General features: G+C 39.6%; 21 protein-coding genes. 12 read left to right on the top strand and 9 right to left on the bottom strand.

Translation table 11 applies throughout. The features are described 5' to 3' along the window. Window positions 1–82 precede the first annotated feature (82 nt). From anmK to pdxY, 4 genes are all read left to right on the top strand, one after another. Window positions 83–1,204 carry an anhydro-N-acetylmuramic acid kinase gene (anmK, locus tag FVA72_RS12330; protein WP_175427122.1) on the top strand — a complete coding sequence of 374 codons (1,122 nt, stop codon included), beginning with the start codon at window positions 83–85 and terminating at the stop codon, window positions 1,202–1,204. 20 nt (window positions 1,205–1,224) lie between these two features. Beyond that, window positions 1,225–1,878 carry a pyridoxamine 5'-phosphate oxidase gene (gene pdxH / locus FVA72_RS12325; protein WP_036958675.1) on the top strand — a complete coding sequence of 218 codons (654 nt, stop codon included), beginning with the start codon at window positions 1,225–1,227 and terminating at the stop codon, window positions 1,876–1,878. A gap of 161 nt (window positions 1,879–2,039) precedes the next feature. After that, entirely contained in the window at window positions 2,040–3,314 is a 1,275-nt protein-coding gene (tyrS, locus tag FVA72_RS12320; protein WP_094961766.1) for a tyrosine--tRNA ligase, read from the top strand. A 234-nt stretch (window positions 3,315–3,548) separates the two neighbouring features. Then, window positions 3,549–4,412, top strand: a complete 864-nt coding sequence (gene pdxY, locus FVA72_RS12315; RefSeq protein WP_110591622.1) for a pyridoxal kinase PdxY — start codon at window positions 3,549–3,551, stop codon at window positions 4,410–4,412. A gap of 114 nt (window positions 4,413–4,526) precedes the next feature. Here pdxY and gstA read toward each other — a convergent pair whose 3' ends face one another. Beyond that, window positions 4,527–5,132, bottom strand: coding sequence for a glutathione transferase GstA (gstA, locus tag FVA72_RS12310; protein ID WP_036958678.1), 606 nt, complete (start codon window positions 5,130–5,132; stop codon window positions 4,527–4,529). 306 nt (window positions 5,133–5,438) lie between these two features. On the opposite strand from gstA, the gene FVA72_RS12305 reads away from it, so the two are divergent. Beyond that, entirely contained in the window at window positions 5,439–6,305 is an 867-nt protein-coding gene (locus tag FVA72_RS12305; RefSeq protein ID WP_004263860.1) for a DUF817 domain-containing protein, read from the top strand. A gap of 58 nt (window positions 6,306–6,363) precedes the next feature. On the opposite strand, the gene sapF is transcribed toward FVA72_RS12305, so the two are convergent. From sapF to pspF, 7 genes are all read right to left on the bottom strand, one after another. Next, on the bottom strand, window positions 6,364–7,167 hold the full coding sequence (gene sapF, locus FVA72_RS12300) for a putrescine export ABC transporter ATP-binding protein SapF (protein WP_004263864.1): 804 nt from the start codon (window positions 7,165–7,167) through the stop codon (window positions 6,364–6,366). Next, entirely contained in the window at window positions 7,168–8,163 is a 996-nt protein-coding gene (sapD, locus tag FVA72_RS12295; RefSeq protein WP_094961769.1) for a putrescine export ABC transporter ATP-binding protein SapD, read from the bottom strand. Next, window positions 8,163–9,053 carry a putrescine export ABC transporter permease SapC gene (gene sapC / locus FVA72_RS12290; RefSeq protein ID WP_094961770.1) on the bottom strand — a complete coding sequence of 297 codons (891 nt, stop codon included), beginning with the start codon at window positions 9,051–9,053 and terminating at the stop codon, window positions 8,163–8,165. The genes sapD and sapC overlap by 1 nt, the downstream gene beginning before the upstream one ends. After that, entirely contained in the window at window positions 9,040–10,005 is a 966-nt protein-coding gene (sapB, locus tag FVA72_RS12285) for a putrescine export ABC transporter permease SapB (protein WP_094961771.1), read from the bottom strand. The genes sapC and sapB overlap by 14 nt, the downstream gene beginning before the upstream one ends. After that, window positions 10,002–11,687 (bottom strand): ABC transporter substrate-binding protein SapA, encoded by a 1,686-nt coding sequence (gene sapA, locus FVA72_RS12280; protein ID WP_094961772.1) that lies wholly within the window; start codon window positions 11,685–11,687, stop codon window positions 10,002–10,004. Before sapA ends, sapB begins: the two co-directional genes overlap by 4 nt. Window positions 11,688–12,052: 365 nt before the next feature. Beyond that, window positions 12,053–12,658, bottom strand: a complete 606-nt coding sequence (locus tag FVA72_RS12275) for a hypothetical protein (RefSeq protein ID WP_110591623.1) — start codon at window positions 12,656–12,658, stop codon at window positions 12,053–12,055. A gap of 487 nt (window positions 12,659–13,145) precedes the next feature. Continuing rightward, window positions 13,146–14,162, bottom strand: coding sequence for a phage shock protein operon transcriptional activator (gene pspF, locus FVA72_RS12270; protein ID WP_004263890.1), 1,017 nt, complete (start codon window positions 14,160–14,162; stop codon window positions 13,146–13,148). 278 nt (window positions 14,163–14,440) lie between these two features. Here pspF and pspA point away from each other — a divergent pair, with 278 nt between their 5' ends. From pspA to FVA72_RS12235, 7 genes are all read left to right on the top strand, one after another. Further along, window positions 14,441–15,106: a phage shock protein PspA gene (pspA, locus tag FVA72_RS12265; RefSeq protein ID WP_004263893.1), complete on the top strand. Its 666-nt coding sequence runs from the start codon at window positions 14,441–14,443 to the stop codon at window positions 15,104–15,106. Window positions 15,107–15,186: 80 nt separating this feature from the next. Then, window positions 15,187–15,417, top strand: a complete 231-nt coding sequence (pspB, locus tag FVA72_RS12260; protein WP_004263897.1) for an envelope stress response membrane protein PspB — start codon at window positions 15,187–15,189, stop codon at window positions 15,415–15,417. Continuing rightward, window positions 15,417–15,773 (top strand): envelope stress response membrane protein PspC, encoded by a 357-nt coding sequence (gene pspC, locus FVA72_RS12255; protein WP_004263899.1) that lies wholly within the window; start codon window positions 15,417–15,419, stop codon window positions 15,771–15,773. The genes pspB and pspC overlap by 1 nt, the downstream gene beginning before the upstream one ends. Window positions 15,774–16,117: 344 nt before the next feature. Further along, window positions 16,118–17,515: a YcjX family protein gene (locus FVA72_RS12250; protein WP_110591624.1), complete on the top strand. Its 1,398-nt coding sequence runs from the start codon at window positions 16,118–16,120 to the stop codon at window positions 17,513–17,515. Continuing rightward, on the top strand, window positions 17,512–18,567 hold the full coding sequence (locus tag FVA72_RS12245; RefSeq protein ID WP_110591625.1) for a YcjF family protein: 1,056 nt from the start codon (window positions 17,512–17,514) through the stop codon (window positions 18,565–18,567). The genes FVA72_RS12250 and FVA72_RS12245 overlap by 4 nt, the downstream gene beginning before the upstream one ends. A 239-nt stretch (window positions 18,568–18,806) precedes the next feature. Continuing rightward, entirely contained in the window at window positions 18,807–20,366 is a 1,560-nt protein-coding gene (gene tyrR, locus FVA72_RS12240) for a transcriptional regulator TyrR (protein ID WP_110591626.1), read from the top strand. Window positions 20,367–20,691: 325 nt separating this feature from the next. Beyond that, the gene (locus tag FVA72_RS12235) at window positions 20,692–21,066 is read left to right on the top strand and encodes an ATP-binding protein (protein ID WP_094961776.1); all 375 of its coding nucleotides are present in this window, start codon (window positions 20,692–20,694) and stop codon (window positions 21,064–21,066) included. Between the two features lie 79 nt (window positions 21,067–21,145). Here FVA72_RS12235 and tpx read toward each other — a convergent pair whose 3' ends face one another. Next, entirely contained in the window at window positions 21,146–21,649 is a 504-nt protein-coding gene (tpx, locus tag FVA72_RS12230; RefSeq protein ID WP_004263934.1) for a thiol peroxidase, read from the bottom strand. Between the last annotated feature and the right edge of the window lie 481 nt (window positions 21,650–22,130).

The raw sequence follows: 22,130 nt of genomic DNA, 5'->3' as shown, positions 1-22,130 counted from the left end.
GTTGACAAAATTTATCATCAAAGCACAATCTTTTGTAGCTGAGCGTTGTAAAGTTAATGTGCACTCTAAAGGAACAAGAATAATGATGAAATCAGGTCGTTACATAGGGGTTATGTCAGGAACTAGCCTAGATGGTGTTGATGTCGTTCTTGCCGCAATTAGTGACAAATTTGTCGCAGAGCAATCCAGTTTGAGTGTTGCATTTCCCATTGGATTAAAAAAAAGAATTTTAGATATATGCCAAGGGCAAACAACAACGCTATCAGAGGTTGGTAAAATTGATCGAGAGTTAGGCTCTTTATATGCAGATGCGGTAAACCAACTTCTTATTCAAACTGGTTTAACATCTGAAGATATCATTGCTATCGGTTGCCATGGGCAAACTGTTTGGCATGAGCCCGATGGCGAACAGCCTTTTACTATGCAGTTAGGCGACAACAACCGTATTGCCGCTTTAACAGGGATCACGACGGTAGGTGATTTTCGCCGAAGAGATATGGCTTATGGGGGACAGGGAGCACCTTTAGTTCCTGCATTTCACTTAGCTGTTTTAGGGCACCCTACAGAAAAACGAATTGTACTAAATATTGGTGGAATAGCTAATGTCACAGCTTTATTACCTGGTGCCTATGTTAAGGGTTATGACACAGGGCCGGGAAATATGTTAATGGATACGTGGAGCTGGCGTATAAAGCAACAGGCATATGATAAAGATGGTGAATGGGCAAGTCGAGGTCAAGTTGATCATGCATTACTAAAAGCGATGCTAAGTGACCCATACTTTAGACGTTCATCACCGAAAAGTACGGGGCGTGAGTATTTCAACACACAATGGTTAGAGCAGCATTTAGTTCATTTTCCATCAATTTCAGCTGACGATGTTCAAGCCACTCTGTGCGAATTAACCGCAGCTTCTATCGCAGAACAAGTATTACTGTGTGGCGGTTGTGAGCGCTTAATAGTATGTGGTGGAGGGGCAAAGAATACTTTTCTAATGCAACGGATGGCAGCCTTGCTTCCGGGAATTGAAGTGGCACCAAGTGATAAATTTGGTTTAAGTGGTGATGACATGGAAGCCTTGGCTTTTGCATGGCTAGCTGCTAGAACGGTATCTGGTCTTCCTGGAAATTTAGCCTCTGTTACTGGGGCAAGTAAAGAGACTGTGCTTGGGGCAATATACCCTAAAAATACCGATAAAAAATAACTGTGGTAAAGGACATAAAAATGAACGAGCTAGGTGAAATAGATCTTGCATCGGTACGTCGTGAATATACAAAAGGTGGGTTAAGACGTAATGACTTAACGCCAAACCCACTGACGCTTTTCGAACTCTGGATGAAGCAGGCGTGTGAAGCTCGCTTGAGTGACCCAACAGCAATGTGTGTTGCTACTGTGGATGAAACCGGGCAACCCTACCAGCGTATTGTACTTTTAAAACATTTTGATGATAAAGGCCTTGTATTTTATACCAATTTAGGTAGCCGAAAAGCACAGCATTTAGAAAAAAATAATAAAATTAGTCTACATTTCCCATGGTACCCATTAGAGCGCCAAGTCAATTTCACTGGGGTTGCTGAGCGTTTGAACCCTATTGAAGTTGTAAAATATTTTCATAGTAGGCCGAAAGATAGCCAAATTGCAGCATGGGCATCAGCACAGTCTTCTAAAATTTCAGCGCGTGGTATTTTAGAAGGGAAATTTTTAGAACTAAAACAAAAATTTAAGAACGGTGACGTCCCATTGCCTAGTTTTTGGGGGGGATATCGAGTGGTATTTAATAGTGTTGAATTTTGGCAAGGCGGTGCACACCGTTTGCACGACCGTTTTTTATACCAGCGAGAAGGTGATGGCTGGAAAATTGATAGATTAGCCCCTTAGGATCATGTTTTTTAGCTGGCACTTAATTGATATGCGCTTTATGCTATAGCCTCATTTAAGTAAATTGACAAATTACACTGGTGAGTTTTTGATAAGCCTCTCAAACTTACTGGTCATTCAAACCAAAATAGATAGACAAAATACAACTGATGGAGTCATTGATGTCTAGCAATAACCTGATTAAACAATTGCAAGAGCGGGGCCTCGTTGCCCAGGTAACGGATGAGGATGCGTTAGCAGAGAGACTGGCGCAGGGCCCTATCTCTCTCTATTGTGGCTTCGATCCTACCGCTGATAGCTTGCATTTGGGACATCTGGTTCCTTTGCTGTGTTTAAAACGATTCCAACTAGCCGGGCACAAGCCTGTGGCGTTGGTCGGTGGTGCAACGGGCCTTATTGGCGACCCGAGCTTTAAAGCTACTGAGCGTAAATTAAACACCACAGAAACCGTTCAAGAGTGGGTAGAAAAAATCCGTAACCAAGTTTCACCGTTTTTAAGCTTTGATTGTGGTGATAACAGTGCACGCCTTGCTAATAACTATGATTGGTTTGGCAAAATGGATGTGCTGACTTTCTTGCGCGATATTGGTAAACATTTTTCGGTTAACCAAATGATTAACCGTGAGTCTGTTAAGCAACGTTTAAATCGTGATGACGTTGGTATCTCTTTTACTGAGTTTGCTTATAACCTTTTACAAGGTTATGACTTCGCAAATATGAACAAAGAGATGGGTGTAGAGCTGCAAATTGGTGGCTCTGACCAATGGGGTAACATTACTTCCGGTATCGATTTAACACGTCGCTTACACCAAAACCAAGTATTTGGTATGACGGTTCCTCTGATTACTAAAGCAGATGGCACTAAATTCGGTAAAACTGAAGGTGGTGCAGTTTGGTTAGATTCCAAGAAAACCAGCCAGTATAAATTCTATCAGTTCTGGATCAACACTGCAGATGCGGATGTTTATCGCTTCTTAAAATTCTTCACATTCATGGAACTAGATGAAATCAATGCGCTAGAAGAAGAAGATAAAAACAGTGGAAAGGCACCTCGAGCTCAATATGTATTAGCGGAATTAGTCACTAAACTGGTACATGGCGAAGAAGGGTTAGCAGCAGCGAAACGTATTACAGAAAGCTTATTCTCTGGTGCAGTATCTGATTTAACTGAAGCTGATTTTGAACAATTGGCTCAAGATGGCATGCCTTGTATTACATTGGAAGCAGGTGCGGATTTACAGCAAGCTTTAGTTGATTCAGAGTTAGTGCCTTCTCGTGGGCAAGCAAGAACGGCAATTAGTTCTAACGCGGTATCAATTAATGGCCAAAAACAGACAGAGCCAATGTATGTGTTCTCTGACGCAGATCGCCTGTTTGGTCGTTATACCTTGATCCGTCGTGGTAAGAAAAACGACTGTTTAATTAATTGGAAATAGCTCTGACTAACCTTTGTAATATCAGCCCGGAATTTTCCGGGCTATACTCGTCATACTTCAAGTTGCATGGGTGTTGATTGTGCTATGCTCTTCGAATTATATATCGATGTATATAATTCGAACTATTTTCTCAAGCCGCTTACATGTAATTAGAATTATTTGGAGTATATCCATATTAGCAACGGATAATCACTGATTTCTCTTCATTCGACATAACAATTCTTTGGGTTTTCAATGAAAAGCGTATTATCAATTCAATCCCATGTTGTTTTCGGCCATGCAGGAAACAGTGCTGCCGCATTTCCTATGTGCCGAATGGGCGTAGATGTGTGGCCACTCAATACCGTACAGTTTTCGAATCATACACAGTATTCACAATGGACCGGAAGTGTTTTTCCCGCACAACACTTAACCGACATCGTCGATGGTTTAGCTAAAATTCATAAATTAGAAATTTGTGATGCTGTATTAAGCGGTTATATCGGTTCAGCTGAGCAAGGAAATGATATTCTTGATATCGTGGAAAGGGTCAAAGTAGCTAATCCGCAAGCCCTCTATTTTTGTGATCCAGTAATGGGGCATCCGGAGAAAGGCTGTATTGTTGCTCCGGGAGTTGCTGAATTCCTTTGTGAGCGTGCATTGGCCGCGAGTGATGTTATCGCACCAAATTTATTAGAATTAGAAACATTAACGGGTAGAACAATTAAAAATGTTGAAGAAGCTACCCAAGCTGCACGTGAATTGTGTCACAAAGGCCCTAAAATCGTTCTTGTTAAACATTTAAGCCGAGCAGGGTATCGCGCAGATCGTTTTGAAATGATCCTTGTAACAGCAGAGCACAGTTGGCATGTTAGCCGTCCTCTTGTTGACTTTGGTGAAAAACAACCTGTAGGTGTCGGTGACTTGACCAGTGGTTTAATGTTGGTTAATTTATTGAAAGGTGAGCGCTTAGATAAGGGATTAGAGCACGTTGCCGCTGCAGTATATGAAGTGATGATAAAAACCAAAGAGATGGGGGAGTACGAATTACAACTCGTCGCTGCTCAAGACAAAATGGTTAACCCAGAACATAACTTCTGTGCAACACAATTAGATTAAACTGCTTTTCAGCTGATAAAATCTTAGTTGATAACATAAAGCGGGAAAACTATGTTTTTTCCCGCTTTATCAACAACCTTACAGCGCACTACTGAAAGCGTGCTATTTTACAGATTAGATTAGTCCTTCCGCTTTTAATGCATCTTGAACATTAGGGCGTTTAGCTATTTTAGCACTGTAATCTTGCAGGTGGGTCAGGCTAGTCAAATCGAGCCCAACGTGTTTTGCCCAATTACTCACAGTGAATAAATAGGCATCTGCGACACTAAAAGTATCTCCAGCAAAGAAAGCCTGTTTAGCGAGCACGTTATCAACATACGCAAACTTATTAAACAATACATTACGGACAGTATCTTTATACTCTTCTGGTGTTCCTGGAGTGAATAAAGGTGAGAAATTTTTATGTAGTTCTGTCGAAATAAAGTTTAAAGCTTCTAATTGGTGATAACGTTTCATAGAACCAGGAAGTGCGATTAGGTTACGATCCGGTTTTTGGTCCGCAATATATTGGACAATTACAGCACCTTCTGTGAGTTGTTCGCCATTATCTAACACTAAAGTGGGTACTTGTCCTTTTGGGTTTATTGCTAAAAAGTCTTCACCTTTCTCGGTTTTTTTCTCTTTTATATTTACTCGTTCAATACTGAAATCTAAACCTGTTTCACGCAGAATGATGTGAGGAGAAAGTGAGCAAGCACCGGGAGCGTAATATAATTTCATCATAAAACTCCTAAATTGTTGAGTTGGCATTCATATAGCAAATAAACACATATTGCTTAAGTATATCATTACTTTCTATTAACGAATTGCCATCAGGTGCGAGTTAAACAATAAAACCCATAATTGGATGGAAAGTGTCGTCAATATTAATAGGTAGTGTAAATCTAGTGATTGAAGCTATAAATAATAAAAATGCATAAATTTAAGATAGTTACCTTATGTAGAGTAATTCGATTTTGCTAAACTCCTCGCCTAATCTTCGGGAAGAAAACAAACCGAATAATAAAAGAATAGGTGAGTGAATAGATGACCAGTTTGTGTCAGAAATTGAATTTTTTAGGAAAGTTAGACCAAATTTTAATGGCTCACCAGCCGAATAATAGCCATGGAATTAAACGCTTTCTATTAGAGTTTTGGTTTTTCGGTTTAATTAATGCTCGTTCTTGTTTATTCGCTGGTTTTTTCTTTTTGGCACTATTCTTAGTCCCAGCTAAAGGATTAATAGGTATCCCTCGCTATGACCTGTTACTAATTTTTGCCGTTGCTTTTCAAGCTTTGTTAGTGTGGTCAAAGTTAGAAACTTGGGATGAATTAAAGGCTATTTGTGTTTTCCATTTAGTCGGTTTTATGATGGAGCTATTTAAAACTTCAGCAACGATAGGTTCTTGGCAATATCCCGATGAGGCCTATACGAAGCTTTGGGGAGTTCCTCTATTTACTGGTTTTATGTATGCCGCCGTAGGGAGCTATATCATTCAATCTTGGCGATTTTTTAAAGTAAGAATTGAACACTATCCACCTTATTGGATGGCGACACTAGTCGCACTGGCTATTTATATTAATTTTTTTAGCCACCATTATATTGATGATTATCGTTGGTATTTAGCGGCGTTTATTATGGGGTTGTATGCGCGCAGTATGGTTTTTTACACTCCGCTAGATAAAGAGCGAAAAATGCCATTATTACTTGCATTTATGCTAATTGGTTTTTTTATTTGGCTAGCTGAGAATTTTGGGACATTTTTTGGTGTTTGGCAGTATCCAAACCAAATTGGTGCTTGGTCAATGGTACATGCAGGTAAGTGGGGAGCATGGTCACTGTTGGTGATTGTCACATTTACGATAGTCGTTCACCTTAAACATATTAAAGCCAATGTGACGATAGCACGTTAAATAAGATGTTTAATTTGTTGCCTGTGAAGGTGTTTACCCACAGACAACTGAATAACAGTTACAAGTCTTGTCGCCAAGCATCAATCGACAGGGGTTCACCAAAGTGACTTTCAATTAACCGGCGAGTAACGTCGTGAAGAGGGGCAGCTAAAACTTCTGCGGTATTACCACGCTCAACAACTTCGCCTTTATCCATGACAAGCATTTTATCGCTGACGTGTTTCATCATCCCCAAGTGCTGGGTAACATAGATAAATGCAATATCTTGTTTTGCTTGTAAATCTAACATTAAGTTGATGATTTGCGAGCGCATGGACATGTCTAACGAAGCTAACGCTTCATCAGCAATAATAATTTCGGGTTGTAGAATAAGTGCTCTTGCCAATGCAATACGTTGTTTTTGCCCAGATGCTAACATGTGTGGATAATATTCAGCGTGGTCGGCGAGTAACCCGACTTGGCGAAGCGTTTGAATAATACGCCTTTCACGTTCTATTCCAGTTAAGTCAGTGTTTAATTTTAAAGGGAGCTCAAGGGTTTGACCAATACGCTGCCTTGGGTTTAGGGATGTACTTGGATCTTGGAAAATCATGCGAATACGCTGGCAACGGTAGCTATAATCGCCAAAATTCAGGCGTTGTCCACGAATGAAAATATCGCCGCTGGTGGGTTCTACAACGCCTGATAACATTCGCGCAAGGGTTGATTTTCCTGAGCCATTGGCGCCAATGATAGCTAATGTCTGGCCTGCCTGTAAGTTAAAGCTAACGGGTTTGACGGCTTGTAATTCGTGTCGATGAAATAACCCTTCACGAAAACGGAAAGTTTTTGTGAGATTACGGACTTCAAGTAAGGTTTCCATTTAGGGTTGTTCCTCGGTGTTTAGCGGGTAATGGCAAGCAACGAGATGGCCTTTAATATTGCGTAATTGTGGCGCGTTGATGCAAGTTCGTTGTGCATAGGGGCAACGAGGTCCAAGGCGACAACCAATGGGCAAATGTTCAAGTGAAGGAATTGCACCAGGTAACGTATTTAACCGCCCTTTATGGGGAAGAGGGCTTTCAAAATCAGGGATTGAGCGGATTAGTGCTTGAGTATAAGGGTGGCGTGGCCGTTGTAGAATATCTTCAGGAGTTGCGCTTTCCACTGTTTGCCCGCAATAGAGTACATTGATGCGATCAACAAGTTTCGACATCATTTCCATATCATGACTAATGAGTAAAATTCCCATATTATTGTTTTGGTTTAATTTATCCAATAAACGGAAAATTTGAGCCTGAGTAGTTGACTCCATCGCATTGGTGGGTTCATCAGCGATTAATAACCGGGGTTGGTTAGCGATGGCAATCGCTATCATGACTTTTTGACATTCACCATCGGTTAATTCATAAGGATAACTGCGCATGATATCTTTATGATCTTTTATCCCCACACGGTGCAATAGCTCTATCGCACGACGTTTACGCCAATTAAAACGTTGCCACCAGCGGCCTTTATAAGTCCACCCTGGGATAGCTTGGATAAGCTGTTTACCAATATCAGCAGCTGGGTCGAGACAAGATTGTGGCTCTTGAAATATCATCGAGATATTATGGCCAATTAGTTTGCGGCGTTTACGTGGGCTGAGTTTTAGTAAGTCAATGTCTTGAAAGCGAAAGCGGTCAGCTTTTACTCGAATATTATCTTTAGTCACGCCACAGATAGCTTTTGCAATAAGGCTTTTTCCGGAACCTGATTCGCCAACTAAACCTCTTATTTCCCCCTCAGATAGCGTCATTGAAACGCGGTCAACCGCTTTGACGGGGCCATTTGCAGTCATAAATTCGATAGTTAAATTGCGGATGTCTAGAAGTGGCATTATTCAACCCCCGCGTTGATGGCACGATGTAGCCCGTCACCTAAAAGGTTAACAAAAAGCACACTTATCATGATGGCAGCACCTGGCAAGATAACCGTCCAAGGAGCAACATAGATAAGCTCTAAAGTATCACCTAGCATAGCACCCCATTCAGAAGAGGGAAGTTGTGCACCTAAATCAAGAAAACCTAAAGCAGCAATATCTAAAATAGCGATAGAAAGTGCTCGAGTCAGTTCAGTGACGAGAATAGGGGTAATGTTAGGAAGTACGGTATACCATAAAATAAAAATGTTTGAAGCGCCATCAAGGCGTGCGGCAACGATGTATTCTTTATCTAACTCATCATGTACAGCGACATAGATAGTTCTTACCATTCGTGGAATTAATGCAAGGCAAATAGCTAGCATTGCATTTTGTAGGCTAGCGCCCATAAAGGCGACAACAATAATTGCCAGTAATAAGGAAGGAATTGACAGTAACGTATCGAGTATATGGTTAAAAATTGCAGATTTTAACCCGCGAGTCATCCCAGCTAAGCAGCCGAGAACTAATCCAATAAGTGTCGCAATCAGTGTGACTAAAATAGCGGCACCAAATGTCGATTTAGTACCAATCAATAGCCGACTTAGAATATCACGGCCCAGATCGTCTGTACCAAAGAAGAATGCCACTTCGCCATAATGAGACCAAGACGGCGGCGTTAGTTGGTAACCTAGAAACTGTTGATCTAGTGCATAAGGTGCCAGATAAGAGCCAACAAAACATAAAATTAATAAAACCAACACACCAACAAACCCCACCATAGAGGTCACATCTGATGAGAAGATATTCCATACCACTCGAGTTGGGGATGGCATTTTTTGTTCACGATAAAAATTATCTGAGGACATACCAATCCTTATGTTTTAATGGGTCCATCATGGCACCTAAAATATCAGACAGCACATTTACAGTAATCACGAGCGCACCAATTAGCATCACCCCAGCAGAAATCGCAGAGTAGTCTTCTTGGCGGATTGCTGTAACCAACCAACGACCAAGCCCCGGCCAGTTAAAAACGAGTTCAGTGACCATGGTCAGTGTTAACATCGTAGAAAACTGTAAGCCAAGCTTAGGAATAATCGGTGGAATAGCATTATGAAAAATATGGCGGCGAATGATTTTAATCCGTGAAAGCCCTCGAATAGCGGCTGCTTTGATATAATTTTCACTGGCGATTTCTTCGGTGCTATTACGTACTAACCGAATAACCTCGGTTGTTGGTGCGAGTGCTAAAGTGAGGACAGGTAATACCATGTGCTCAAGTACATTGATAATCATATCTTTACGATAGGGGGAGTCAGAAAGCCATGCATCAACCAAGGCAAAGCCAGTCACCGTTTTTAAATTATATAATAGGTCAATTCGGCCAGATACAGGAAGCCATCCTAGATGTAATGAGAAAAAGAGAGTTAAAACCAGTGCAAGTACAAATACAGGGACAGAAAATCCTAATAAAGCAAAGACACTGATAGCAATATCTGCAGGCTTGTTACGCCAAAATGCAGCAATGATGCCGAGTGGTATACCTGTCGTTAAAGCAAAAATAAACGCTAAAATGCATAACTCCATGGTTGCAGGGAATGTGTCCCTTAATTGTTCTGTTATGGGTTCCCCGTTGATACTTGAAACACCAAAATCAAAATGGAGTAAGCCTTCAAAATAAAAAATATAGGCATCGATAAGTGATGCGCCGCTCAGAGGTGCATTAGGCGTAAAATAGCTTAAACTAAAGCTGACTAGCGATAAGAAGAACACCGTGACTAATAAAAGTAAAAAACGACGCAGTGAATAAATAATCATGGTTTCTGCCTCTGTTTTTTCGGAGAAACTTTTTCAGGCTGCTCCATTTCACGATACACGCCAGCAAATGAGGTATTACCAAACGCACTGATCATTAGGCCTTTTATATCATAGCGGTAGGCCTGTAAACGTAAAGAATAGGCGAGGGGTAAGACGGGTAAATCTTCCCCTAAAATTTGCTGTGCTTGGTGGTAATAATCTATACGTGCGGCTAATTGCTGTGTCAATAGTGCCTTATGTAAGATTTCATCGAAGGCAGGGTTACACCAATGGCTTAAATTGGTTTGGGAACCAATTGCTGCACAACTCAGTAGCGGACGGAAAAAACTGTCTGGGTCATTACTGTCAGTTGTCCAACCCGCTAATGTCATATCATGGCTTCTATCCATTAATTGGTTTTCTTGGAAACGGCCTTCGACAGAACGGATATTCATCACAATACCGACCTGCGCTAAATCAGCTTGGATAAGCTCTGCCATCTTAAGTGGGCTTGGGTTATATGATTGGGAGGCGATTGGTACCCATAAATCTAGTTTTAGATTTTCTAATCCCATCTCTTTGAGCATTTGCTTAGAAAGTTCGGGATTATAATCGGTGATCTTTGCTTGATTGTCATAAGCCCATGATGCTCTTGGTAAAATAGATGCGGCTGTTTCTGCCGTGCCGTAATAAATTGATTGCATTAGACGTTCATTATTAATTGCATACGCAATTGCTTGGCGTACTTTTAGCTTATCTAATGGTGGCTTGCTGGTGTTAAATGCGAGGTAGGCAATATTCATCCCAGAACGCATAGAAATTCGTAAACGCGGGTCATCGCGTAATACCTTTAACTGGCTTGCGGCAGGGTAAGCTAAAACGTCACATTCCCCAGTGAGTAATTTTGAAATACGGCCAGTTCCACCTGCTCCCATGTCAACAACCACTTCTTCCATACGAGGCAAGCCCTTCCAATAATTGTCATTTCTAAGAAGTCTAACGAATTGCCCTGCTTGGTAGTCATCTAAATGAAATGGCCCCGTACCAATTGGTCGCCAATCGATCAGCTCTTGGCGATTTATGCTTGAAAGGAAATCGGCATATTCGGATGAAAGAATAGGAGCATAATGTGTCGCCAAATGCCATAAAAAAGACGCATCAGGAGAGTTCAAACGAAACTCCACTGTATGGTTATTAATTTTACGTATGCTTTGCACGCTGTTGGCGAACTGTAAGCTATCGAAATAAGGGTAATGCCCCCCATTGATGTAGTGATAGGGGTGATTCACCTCAAACATGCGGGAAAAGCTGAACACAACATCATCAGCATTCATATTGCGTGTAGGTGTAAACCAAGTTGTATTTTGGAATTTTACATCTTTACGCAAGTATAAACGGTAAGTTGCACCGTTATCTAAAACTTCCCATCTAGCAGCCAGTTCAGGAACCAAGCGATAAGTGAACGGATCAACATCTAATAGCCGATCATAAATTTGAGCACCGAGAGGGTCGACAATTAGCCCACTACTAACTAATTGTGGGTTAAACGTGGTAACGACCCCATTTACACAGTAAATAAAGCCTTTTTGGCGTATATCTGCAGGGACCTCGTTAGCCACAATATCGGTAAAGCGCTCTTGGTTATTAAGCGCTTGTGCAGACACAGAAATGATAAATAAAAACCAAACAGTTAATAGGCGCATACCACTGACATCGTTAACGAGAATTGACCTATTGTAGCGTAAAAATGGGGATACAGGGTATAAGCAAAATTTAGCCTTATAAAGTATGAAAATTAAGCTAAAAGGGATGATGTTAATATAATAATTAACTTAAATTATTATATTAATCATTGAAGTATGTCTTAATGAGAAAAAATCTCATTAAAAAGCTTTACAAATGACACTGATAACGATTATCATTCGTTTTATCACTTAAGCCGAGTGCTTATGTAGACAAGGCATGACATTGCTCACATTGCTTCCAGTGTTTTATTTGATAGCCAGCTTGGGTGCTGGCTTTTTTTTATGGAGAAATAGATGAGCTTGTTTAGCTTAATTTCTAGCTATTATTTTAAACCCACATAGTGTAAGTCTTCATCGGTTACGTTGCCTTGAAGGGTACATAAGAAACGAACAACACCTCTTTGCTCATCTTTTTCAATAATCAGCATTTTTTCAGCAGCATTTGGTTCCAAGTTGTAATCTTGCGTTGCGTGTTCGTTAAATACCCATTTACTTTGCAAATTATGGCGGATCATCGGTGAGTAGATATAAGTATTTCCTACCTTTATAATCGCAATTCTTGATGACGTATAGCGGACAACCTCTTCAAGGCTTTGTGTTGTTTCAAATCCCCAAAAATAGTATTGGTCACGCAAGCCTAAATAGGCGAAGCCATCATGTTTATCAAAATTACTATGACTAACAAAAAAACGGTTAAAAGTCACAATACCGGTTGGTGAAAAATTGAGATTAACAGAAACGTGTTCATTGGTGCCTAATTGGTTATGTTTCAATGCATTAGAAATATCGTTTAAAACAGGGTCATCTTTTATTTTCTTGAAGAAAGCGGCATCACAGTAAGAAAATGTTTTCATCAATGATTGCGCATTAACCGTAGGAGATAACCCTAGAAGAAAAAAGGTGATCGCTAGTACATTTATATTTTTCATAATAGGCTCCTCATATAATAAGAATTATATTAATAGAGATATCATATAAATATATTTCGCACAGTAGTTAAATATGACAAGGTGTAAATACAAATAATAAAACAGCATTAATCATATTAAAATAGAATTATCTATCTATATATAATTAACTAAACGTGCTAAAGAAAATTATATTTTTTATATAATAGCTAGTGGAAATTACTAATTATCACTTTTTTTGGGGGGGCAAAATGGTTTTTAGTGTAATTTGGCTTAATTTTTTATGATGAAGTTATCTTTTAACTAATTGTTATTTATTGTTTTTATTTTATTTGGTTTTTTACTGATGCTGTTAGTAATTAAGTGATAAGTAATATTTAAAAGTGCAATGTGAAATTGGAAACATTTAGTAATAATAAAGCCCACGATTTTCAAATTTAAACTTTTTATCTCTAAGTATATTGCATTAGTTCAAACAATAAATTTGGATTGTTTGAACTAATGACTATTAAATTTCAATATTTATTTGATGTTTTTTAATTAAACCACGCAGTTGGTCATAACTTAGAGATAACCGTTGTGCTGCTTTACGCTGATTAAAATGACAATCTGCTAGCGCTTGTTCTAATAGTGCTTTTTCAGATTGCTGCTGCCACTGACGTAAGTCACAAGGTAGTGAAGGTAAAATGGTATTTGCTTGTTGGGAAGGCTGTATGGGTTGGGGGCTTGGTGATTCATGCAGCTCAGCAAGTTTTTCACCAAATGGATTGAAAATAATATTATCAACGGGTTCAGCATGATTTCCATGGCGGTATATTGAACGCTCAATGACATTTTTTAATTCGCGTACATTACCTGGCCATGGGTAGTTTTGCAGGGCTTGTTGGGCATGTCGTGTAAAACCTGTAAAGTGCGAACGTTTTAATTCACCACACATTAAAATAGCAAAATGCTCTGCTAATAATAATATATCAGGTTGCCGTTCACGTAATGGGGGAAGGCGAATGACATCAAAAGCCAGTCTATCTAAGAGGTCGGCTCGAAAACGACCTTGTTTGGCGAGTTCGGGTAAATTGGCATTTGTGGCACAGATTAAACGCACATCTACGTGTAAAGCTTGGCTTCCACCGACACGTTCAAGCTCGCCATATTCAATGACACGCAGGAGTTTCTCTTGAACTGACATAGGTGCAGTCGCGAGTTCGTCAAGAAAAAGAGAACCTTTGTCAGCTCGTTCAAAGCGCCCTTGATGGCGTTTTTGGGCTCCCGTAAAAGACCCCGCTTCATGTCCAAATAATTCAGAATCCAGCAAATTCTCATTGAGTCCGCTGCAATTGAGAGAGATAAAAGCTTCTTGCCAGCGAGGGGAAAGGTAATGGAGTCTATCTGCGATAAGCTCTTTACCCGTGCCGCGTTCACCGATAACTAAAACAGGTTTATTGAGTTGTGCGAGTTCAGAGGCTTGTTCGAGTACATCGAGAAAATTACTTGAAACGCCAAGAATAGGTTCATTGGTTTCTTTCATGGTTTTTTTCGCCAATAGTTGGTTTAAAATGCCTGTATTTGAACTATAGACTAAAATGATTTTCAGGGGAAGCTTATAATTATTCTCTTTAAAATCATATCAATATGAATTAATTTAAAAGTTGGCACGCCAATTGCTATTTAAAATATGTAACAGCAGTAGCTAAATACAGCAACATGCGAATTGTTGTTAGACTTACGGAGCGTCAGGTATGGGTTGGAAGCCAAATCAGGTCGAGGCGCTACAGAATGATTAAATCCATCAAGGGGATATAAACAATGGGTATTTTTTCACGTTTTGCCGATATCATTAATGCAAACATCGCTTCTTTGTTAGACAAAGCAGAAGATCCGCAAAAAATGATCCGTCTGATGATTCAAGAAATGGAAGATATGTTAGTTGAAATCCGGTCAACATCAGCACGTACTTTAGCAGAAAAGAAAGGTTTAGAACGTCGCATTGAGATGGGCGAAAAACAAGTTGCTGATTGGCAAGAAAAAGCAGAATTAGCGCTGGTGAAAGATAAAGAAGATTTAGCGCGTGCGGCACTGATTGAAAAGCAAAAAGTGAGTGCAATGGTCGATACCTTAAAACACGAGCTGATTATTGTTGATGAAACCTTGACTCGCTTGAAAGGTGAAATCACTGAATTAGAAAACAAACTGCAAGAAACTCGTGCGAAACAGCAATCAATGGTTGTTCGTATGGAAGCCGCACAATCTAGTCGTAATGTACGTCGTCAGCTGGATAGCGGCAAACTGGATGAAGCAATGGCGCGTTTTGAACAGTTTGAGCGCCGTATAGACCATATGGAAGGTGAAGCCCAAAGTTATGGTATTGGGAAACAAAAATCACTGGATCAACAGTTTGCAGAGTTAAAAGCAGACGACGAAATAAGTGCGCAATTAGCGGCACTTAAAGCTAAAATCAATAAAGATCAGTAACAGTTATTTTGATGCACTGGTACGTTAGTAATATCGTATCAGTGCCATAGATAGGTTAACCATATGTATAAGGATATGTGATGGGCTACGTTTTTCTGTCTCTCGTATTAATCATTTTTCTCATTTTTATTCTGCCTATTTGGCTGTGGCTACATTACAGCAAAAAAAACAGTGGGCAGGGGAGTCAGCTAACTGAAAATGAAGTACAACGTTTGATGCAATTAGCAGAACAAGCATCACAGATGCAGCAACGCATTAAAACGCTTGAAGATATTTTGGATGCAGAACACCCAAATTGGAGGCAAAAATAATGACTCAATTTCGCAACCGCAAACTTTACCGTTTAACGGATAGACGTGTGTTCGGTGGTGTGTGTTCGGGTATTGCTGAGTATTTAGAACTTCCAGTTGCTTTGGTTAGAGCATTAGCCGTATTGGCTCTATTTGTCAGTTTTGGTATTACTTTGATTTTGTATATCGTGATGTGCTTTGTCGTAGAAACGGCACCAAGTGGCTACCGTTCACAGCAAGATATTGGCCCAGAAGTCAGTAGTCTTATTAACCAAATCGATACACAATTAAAATCAGGTGAAATGAAGCTACGCCAGATTGAAAGATACGTTACGTCAGATACTTATACAGTGAACAGTAAATTTCGAAATCTATAATAAATCGTATCGCCATCACATGATAAGGGATTAGGTTTCAAAACCAAATCCCTTTTGTTTTTGATAAAAAAGTGAGTGAAATATGGCAAACAACGTTCGTTATCGAATTAAAAAATTTGCAAAGAAACTTTTGCTACGAAAAGGTATTCGATTAGCCGCAGTGTTGCTCATGACGTATGGCCCAGCAGGGTTCATAGGTAAACTTATTAAGTTATTGACAAGTAAATGGTTGCTTAATGTACTAATTAAACGGTTAACCTAATACAATTTGTTTTATGCTAAATTATAGAACGCAATATGACGTAAAATGAGTTTAAATTGAAAGGATAAGTCTTGGGAGGAGCATGAAACGACTGCACAGTGAATTAACTGATTTGATGAATAGAAGTGTTGATCGTCATGTTAGGCTCGCAGTAACAGGGCTTAGCCGTAGTGGAAAAACCGCATTTATTACTTCACTGGTGAACCAATTATTGAATGTGAATGCGGGCGCACGGCTCCCTTTATTTTCTGCCGCGCGTGATAAGCGGTTGTTAGGGGTGAAACGGATACCTCACCGTGATTTGTCAGTACCACGCTTTGCGTATGATGAAGGTATTGCATCCCTTTATGGGGAACCACCGCAATGGCCAACACCAACACGGGGGGTCAGTGAAATACGCCTTAAATTGCATTACCGTTCAGAAGACTCTTTTTTGCGCCATTTTGTCGATAACTCATCATTATATTTAGAGATTGTGGATTATCCCGGCGAATGGTTGTTGGATTTACCCATGCTAGATTTAAATTATCTAGCATGGTCTGAACAAATGAACACCTTAATAAAGGGAGAGCGTGCACATTTAGCCCAACCATGGCTGACATTGTGTGAAAAATGTGACCCTTTAGCGCCTGTTGACGAAAATTTGCTGGCTGAAATTGCTGCTGCCTACACCCAGTATTTAGTTGAATGCAAGGCCCAAGGGCAACATTTTATTCAACCAGGTCGTTTCGTTTTACCGGCTGAATTAGCAGGAGCACCCGCACTCCAATTTTTCCCATGGCCGAATGTAGCCAAATATGGTGATAAAAAGCTCGCACAGGCAGGAAAAAACACCAATATTGGCGCATTACAGCAACGCTATCAATATTATTGTGAGCATGTTGTAAAGGGTTTTTATCGTGATTATTTCCAACGTTTTGACCGACAAATTGTTTTAGTTGATTGTTTGCAACCGTTAAATAGTGGTGTTGATGCATTTAATGATATGAGAATGGCGTTAACTCAATTAATGCGTAGTTTTCATTATGGTAAACGCACATTATTGAGGCGTTTATTTTCACCTTGTATTGATAAATTACTCTTTGCGGCGAGCAAGTCAGACCATGTAACACCAGACCAGCATGCAAATTTAGTGGCTTTATTGCAACAATTAGTGCAAGAGGCATGGCAGCATGCTGCATTTGAAGGGATCAGCATGGATTGTGTTGGTTTAGCATCAATACAAGCAACCGAAAGTGGCCTTGTGGATTATAAAGGTGAAAAATTACCTGCGTTAAAAGGGAATCGGTTAAGTGATGGACAACCGCTAATGTTTTATCCTGGTGAAGTCCCAAAACGGTTGCCAAATGAGCAATTCTGGCAAACTCAAGGTTTTCAATTTGAAGATTTCAGACCAAGGCCAACGCCAATGGATCAACCATTGCCACATATTCGTATGGACAGTGCGCTTGAATTTTTGTTGGGAGATAAACTGAAATGAATGAACCTTTAAAACAGCGTTTAGATTTCGCTGAAAGTAGTGAAAATGATACGAAAGAATCGCTGAAAAAAGCCCAAGTTTTTGATGAACGAGAACTCGAAAAATTCACTCCAGTTTCTTTGGAAGCAGAACAAGATAGCCAAGAGGGTGAGGTTGAAAGCCTGATTAACGAAGCGTTAAAACCAAAACGGAGTTTTTGGAGAAAATTAGTTGGCACGGCTGCGGGAATTTTTGGGATCAGTGTCGTTGCTCAACTGGGCGTTTGGATCCACCAATCATGGGTAACACAAGATTGGACTGCGTTAGGTGTTGCTGCTGCGGGTGGTTTAATTGTTGTGGCGGGTGTAGGGTCAGTCGTTGGTGAATGGCGGCGGTTGTATCGCTTAAGAGAACGAGCAGAGGAACGAGACTTTGCTCGCGAATTATTGCACAGTCATGGAATGGGGCAAGGAAAGGTTTTTTGTGAAAAATTGGCAAAACAATCTGCGTTATCAATGCAACATCCTGCGATTGTTAATTGGCAAGCCACTCTCCATGATTCTCATAATGATAGAGAAGTTGTTGAATTATATAGTCGAATGGTTCAGCCCATTCTTGATGAACAAGCTCGTAAAGAAATTAGTCGTTGTTCCGCTGAATCGGCCATTATGATTGCAGTGAGCCCGTTAGCACTGGTGGATATGGCATTTATTGCTTGGCGAAATATTCGTCTAATTAATCGGATCGCGGCAATCTATGGTATTGAACTCGGTTATTACAGCCGAATTCGGCTATTTCGTATGGTGCTCATTAATATTGCCTTTGCAGGTGCATCTGAATTAATTCGTGAAGTGGGGATGGATTGGTTATCTCAAGACATTACCGCACGGTTATCAACACGTGCAGCACAAGGTATTGGTGCGGGTTTGTTAACTGCACGTTTAGGTATTAAGGCGATGGAATTATGCCGACCACTGCCTTGGATTGAAAACAAGCCTCGTTTAGCCGATTTTCGTCATCAGCTAATTGGCCAATTAAAGAATGTTATTCCCAGTAAAAAAGATAAAGCGTAAAGAAATATCGCTGGCAGGGTGAGTTGACAGTTTTCACTCACTCAGCAGCATCATTTGTTGATTAATATGCTTATTGTTATTTCAAGCCTTAAAAAATTAAGGAAAGCAGTGATTTTATTTGTTGATACCTATGAAGCTTACAAACTGTCAACAATTTGTGACACAAACACTGTATTCCCTTAATGTTTAAGGCTAAAATACCTTTATTCTCTCGGCTTTTTTGATGAAGGTTCCTATCCATGCGCCTCGAAGTGACCTGCCAAGACCGTATCGGTTTAACGCGTGAATTACTTGATCTTTTAGTCCTACAAAATATTGATTTAAAAGGTATTGAAATATCTCCTCAACGCAGGATTTACCTAAATTTTACACCTGTGGATTTTCAGGTGTTCAGCACATTGATGGCAGAAATACGGCGTATCAATGGTGTTATTGATGTTCGCCGAATTTATTTTATGCCTTCAGAAAGAGAGCATAAAGCTGTTTGGGCGCTATTAAACTCATTTCCAGAACCTGTTTTGTCCATTGATAATAAGCTAAATATTGAGTTGGTTAACCCAATGACATTGCAATTATTTGGTTATGATGAGGCAAAAATTCGAGAAAAAACCTTTTCTCAGTTAGTCGGTAGCCAAGGGCTGGTACGTTGGTTTGAACGAGAGTCACCAGAAGCTTATACAGAGAAAGTCGTCATTAAAGGCCAAGACTATTTGATGCAAGTGACTCCTATTATTTTGGCAGATGAAAATGGTAAACTCCATTGTACAGGAGCTGTGTTGCTGTTGAAATCGGCTGAAATTTTAGATAAGCAACGTAAACAAGTTATTGAGGTAGATGGCAGTGGTTTTGAACAAATTATTGCTGTTAGCCCTGTCATGGCAAATGTGGTTGAACGGGCTAAACGTGTTGCGATGCTGGATGAGCCATTATTACTCGTTGGTGAAACAGGGACTGGGAAGGATATCTTAGCGAAAGCTTGTCATTTGCATAGTGCGCGAGGAAAAGAACCGTTTTTAGGTTTAAATTGTGCTTCGATGCCGGATGATGTCGTAGAAAGTGAATTATTTGGTTATGCAGCAGGGGCGTATCCAAATGCAGTTGAAGGTAAAAAAGGTTTTTTTGAACAAGCAAATGGCGGAACAGTATTGCTTGATGAAATTGCTGAAATGTCACCTCAAATGCAAATTAAGTTATTACGTTTTTTAAATGATGGAACATTTAGGCGTGTTGGCGAGGAACGAGAAGTTAAGGTTAATGTCCGTGTAATTTGTGCAACACAGAAAAATCTACCTGAATTGGTGGCAGAAAAAAAATTCAGAGAGGACCTTTATTATCGTTTAAATGTACTCACATTAACCATCCCTCCATTACGTGAACGTAAAGAAGATATTCTACCGCTAACCAAGACATTTGTAGCCAGTTTTTCCAAAGAGCTTCATATTGCAGAGCCTAAATTGGCGCCTTCGCTAATCGAATTTTTAAGCAGTTATTATTGGCCGGGTAATGTAAGGCAACTGAGAAATGCCCTTTATCAAGGGTTAACTCAACTTAATGACAATATATTGGAAGCAGAGAATATCCAATTACCTGATGTAGTAAATCCTCCCGCACTGGCTTTAGATTCGCTCAATGGTTCGCTAGATGAAATTACTAAACGCTATGAAGCGTCAGTATTAGCGCGCTTGTATCGTGATTACCCGAGCACCCGTAAATTAGCTAAACGCTTGGATATTTCTCATACGGCAATTGCCAATAAATTGAGAGAATATGGTCTCAATACGAAAAAAGAGCAAAACTAATTTAAATGAACAAAAGAATAACCTATGTGTTAACAGCAATAGGTTTGTTTTTTAGTGGTTCTGGCATTGCAACGGCAATACCGACCCACGGTTTGAATAAGTATTGCCGAGATGTTGTAGTACGAACAGTCGGTAAAATCTATGAGAATAGGGCACTAATTCAATGTTATTTTGAAGACGTACCTTTTTTAGCTCGTGTTTAGTATGGCAAAACCTTACTAATACTATTGCTAATTGGTGAATTTTCCTGCTATATAACAAAGACAGCTACTGTTTTAGGGTATCGTAATCTCATCTGATGGGTTTCAGCCTACAAGGAGTTGCCATGGACCAATTCACTATTAATTTCATTGTAAATCGTAAGCTACGCGAATACATGAGCCAGAGTCATTATAAAAATGATATGTTTGAGTCTGCTGCATCAGCTGCTGAACTTTATCTGATGAATAAAGCCGCAGTAAAATATTTAACGAAGAAAAATCGTTTCACGTGGGAGGCATTGGTGAAAAATGGCCATAAGCCTCGAGACCTTATTATTGATATTTTGACATCTTGTTGCCCTGTCACTCAGGATCAAGCCTTAAAAGTATTGAGTACGCTTTCTCATACTTTGATCTCTATAATGAGTGACAATAAGTTATTTGCGAATGTTGTTAATGCGAAGAACCACCAGCCATTGTACTGGGCTCACGTAGATTAGTGTGGTTTTTATATTGAGTAATGAAGCGGGAAATTCCCGCTTCATTACTAATTACAGTGAGTTAAATGATATAAAAAGCTTATTTAAGGCTGTTTAATGCACTGTCGTAATCAGGTTCTTCAGTAGTTTCAGAAACTAATTGGCTATAAATAACGTTATTATTTTCATCTAAGACAACAACGGAACGTGCATTTAAGCCTTTTAATGGACCACTAGCGATAGCAACACCATAGTCATTAGCAAATGAATCACTACGGAAAGAAGATAGCATAACGACATTATCTAAACCTTCTGCACCACAAAAACGTGCTTGTGCGAAAGGCAGGTCAGCAGAAATGCATAACACAACCGTGTTGTCCAACTCGTTTGCGAGCTTATTAAATTTGCGAACTGATGCCGCGCATACGCCAGTGTCTACACTTGGAAAAATATTTAAAACTTTTCTTTTACCTTCATAAGTTTCCAGCGTTGCTTCGCTGAGATCTTTGGTGACAAGGGTAAGGGGCTTAGCTTTTGAACCCGCTTGTAAAAAAACACCATTAACTGTGATGTCATTACCTTTTAATTTAACTGTTTGCGACATGAATTTTTCTCCCGTTCATAAAGTGATTCACTGTTAACTTAATCTAACTTCTAATAAAAAATCTTTGCGATTAAAGGTTTTTTAATGAGTAGTTATACAGTGCTGAGTTTTACATTCTACTAATGACCAAATTTTATACAGAAACCTTATCACTTACTTTGAGTTCTACATGGGGCAAAGTAAGGTAATATTACATACTTTTTATTAGAGTATGGTGCATTATCATTATATAACAACTAAGCTTTTTCAATGCTTGCGTTTTCTGTTATGCACCTTTTTAAATTGCCTTATGGAGTGTAACAAAAGGAAATCTGTCTGTATTGATTTCTTTGGTCATTATTTACTGATCAGAAAAATGATAAGGATATGGGCATAGCTATTATTGTATAATGCGAGTATTGGTTTGTGTATATTTAGATAGGTAAATCAATTGATTACAAGAGAAATGTAGATTTCTGAAATATGAAAGCATATGATAAAT

Origin of the sequence: Providencia sp. PROV061, assembly GCF_011045655.1 — a bacterium.
In the GTDB taxonomy this organism is placed as follows: Bacteria; Pseudomonadota; Gammaproteobacteria; order Enterobacterales; family Enterobacteriaceae; genus Providencia; species Providencia hangzhouensis.
This window is presented reverse-complemented; position numbering and strand designations above follow the sequence as displayed.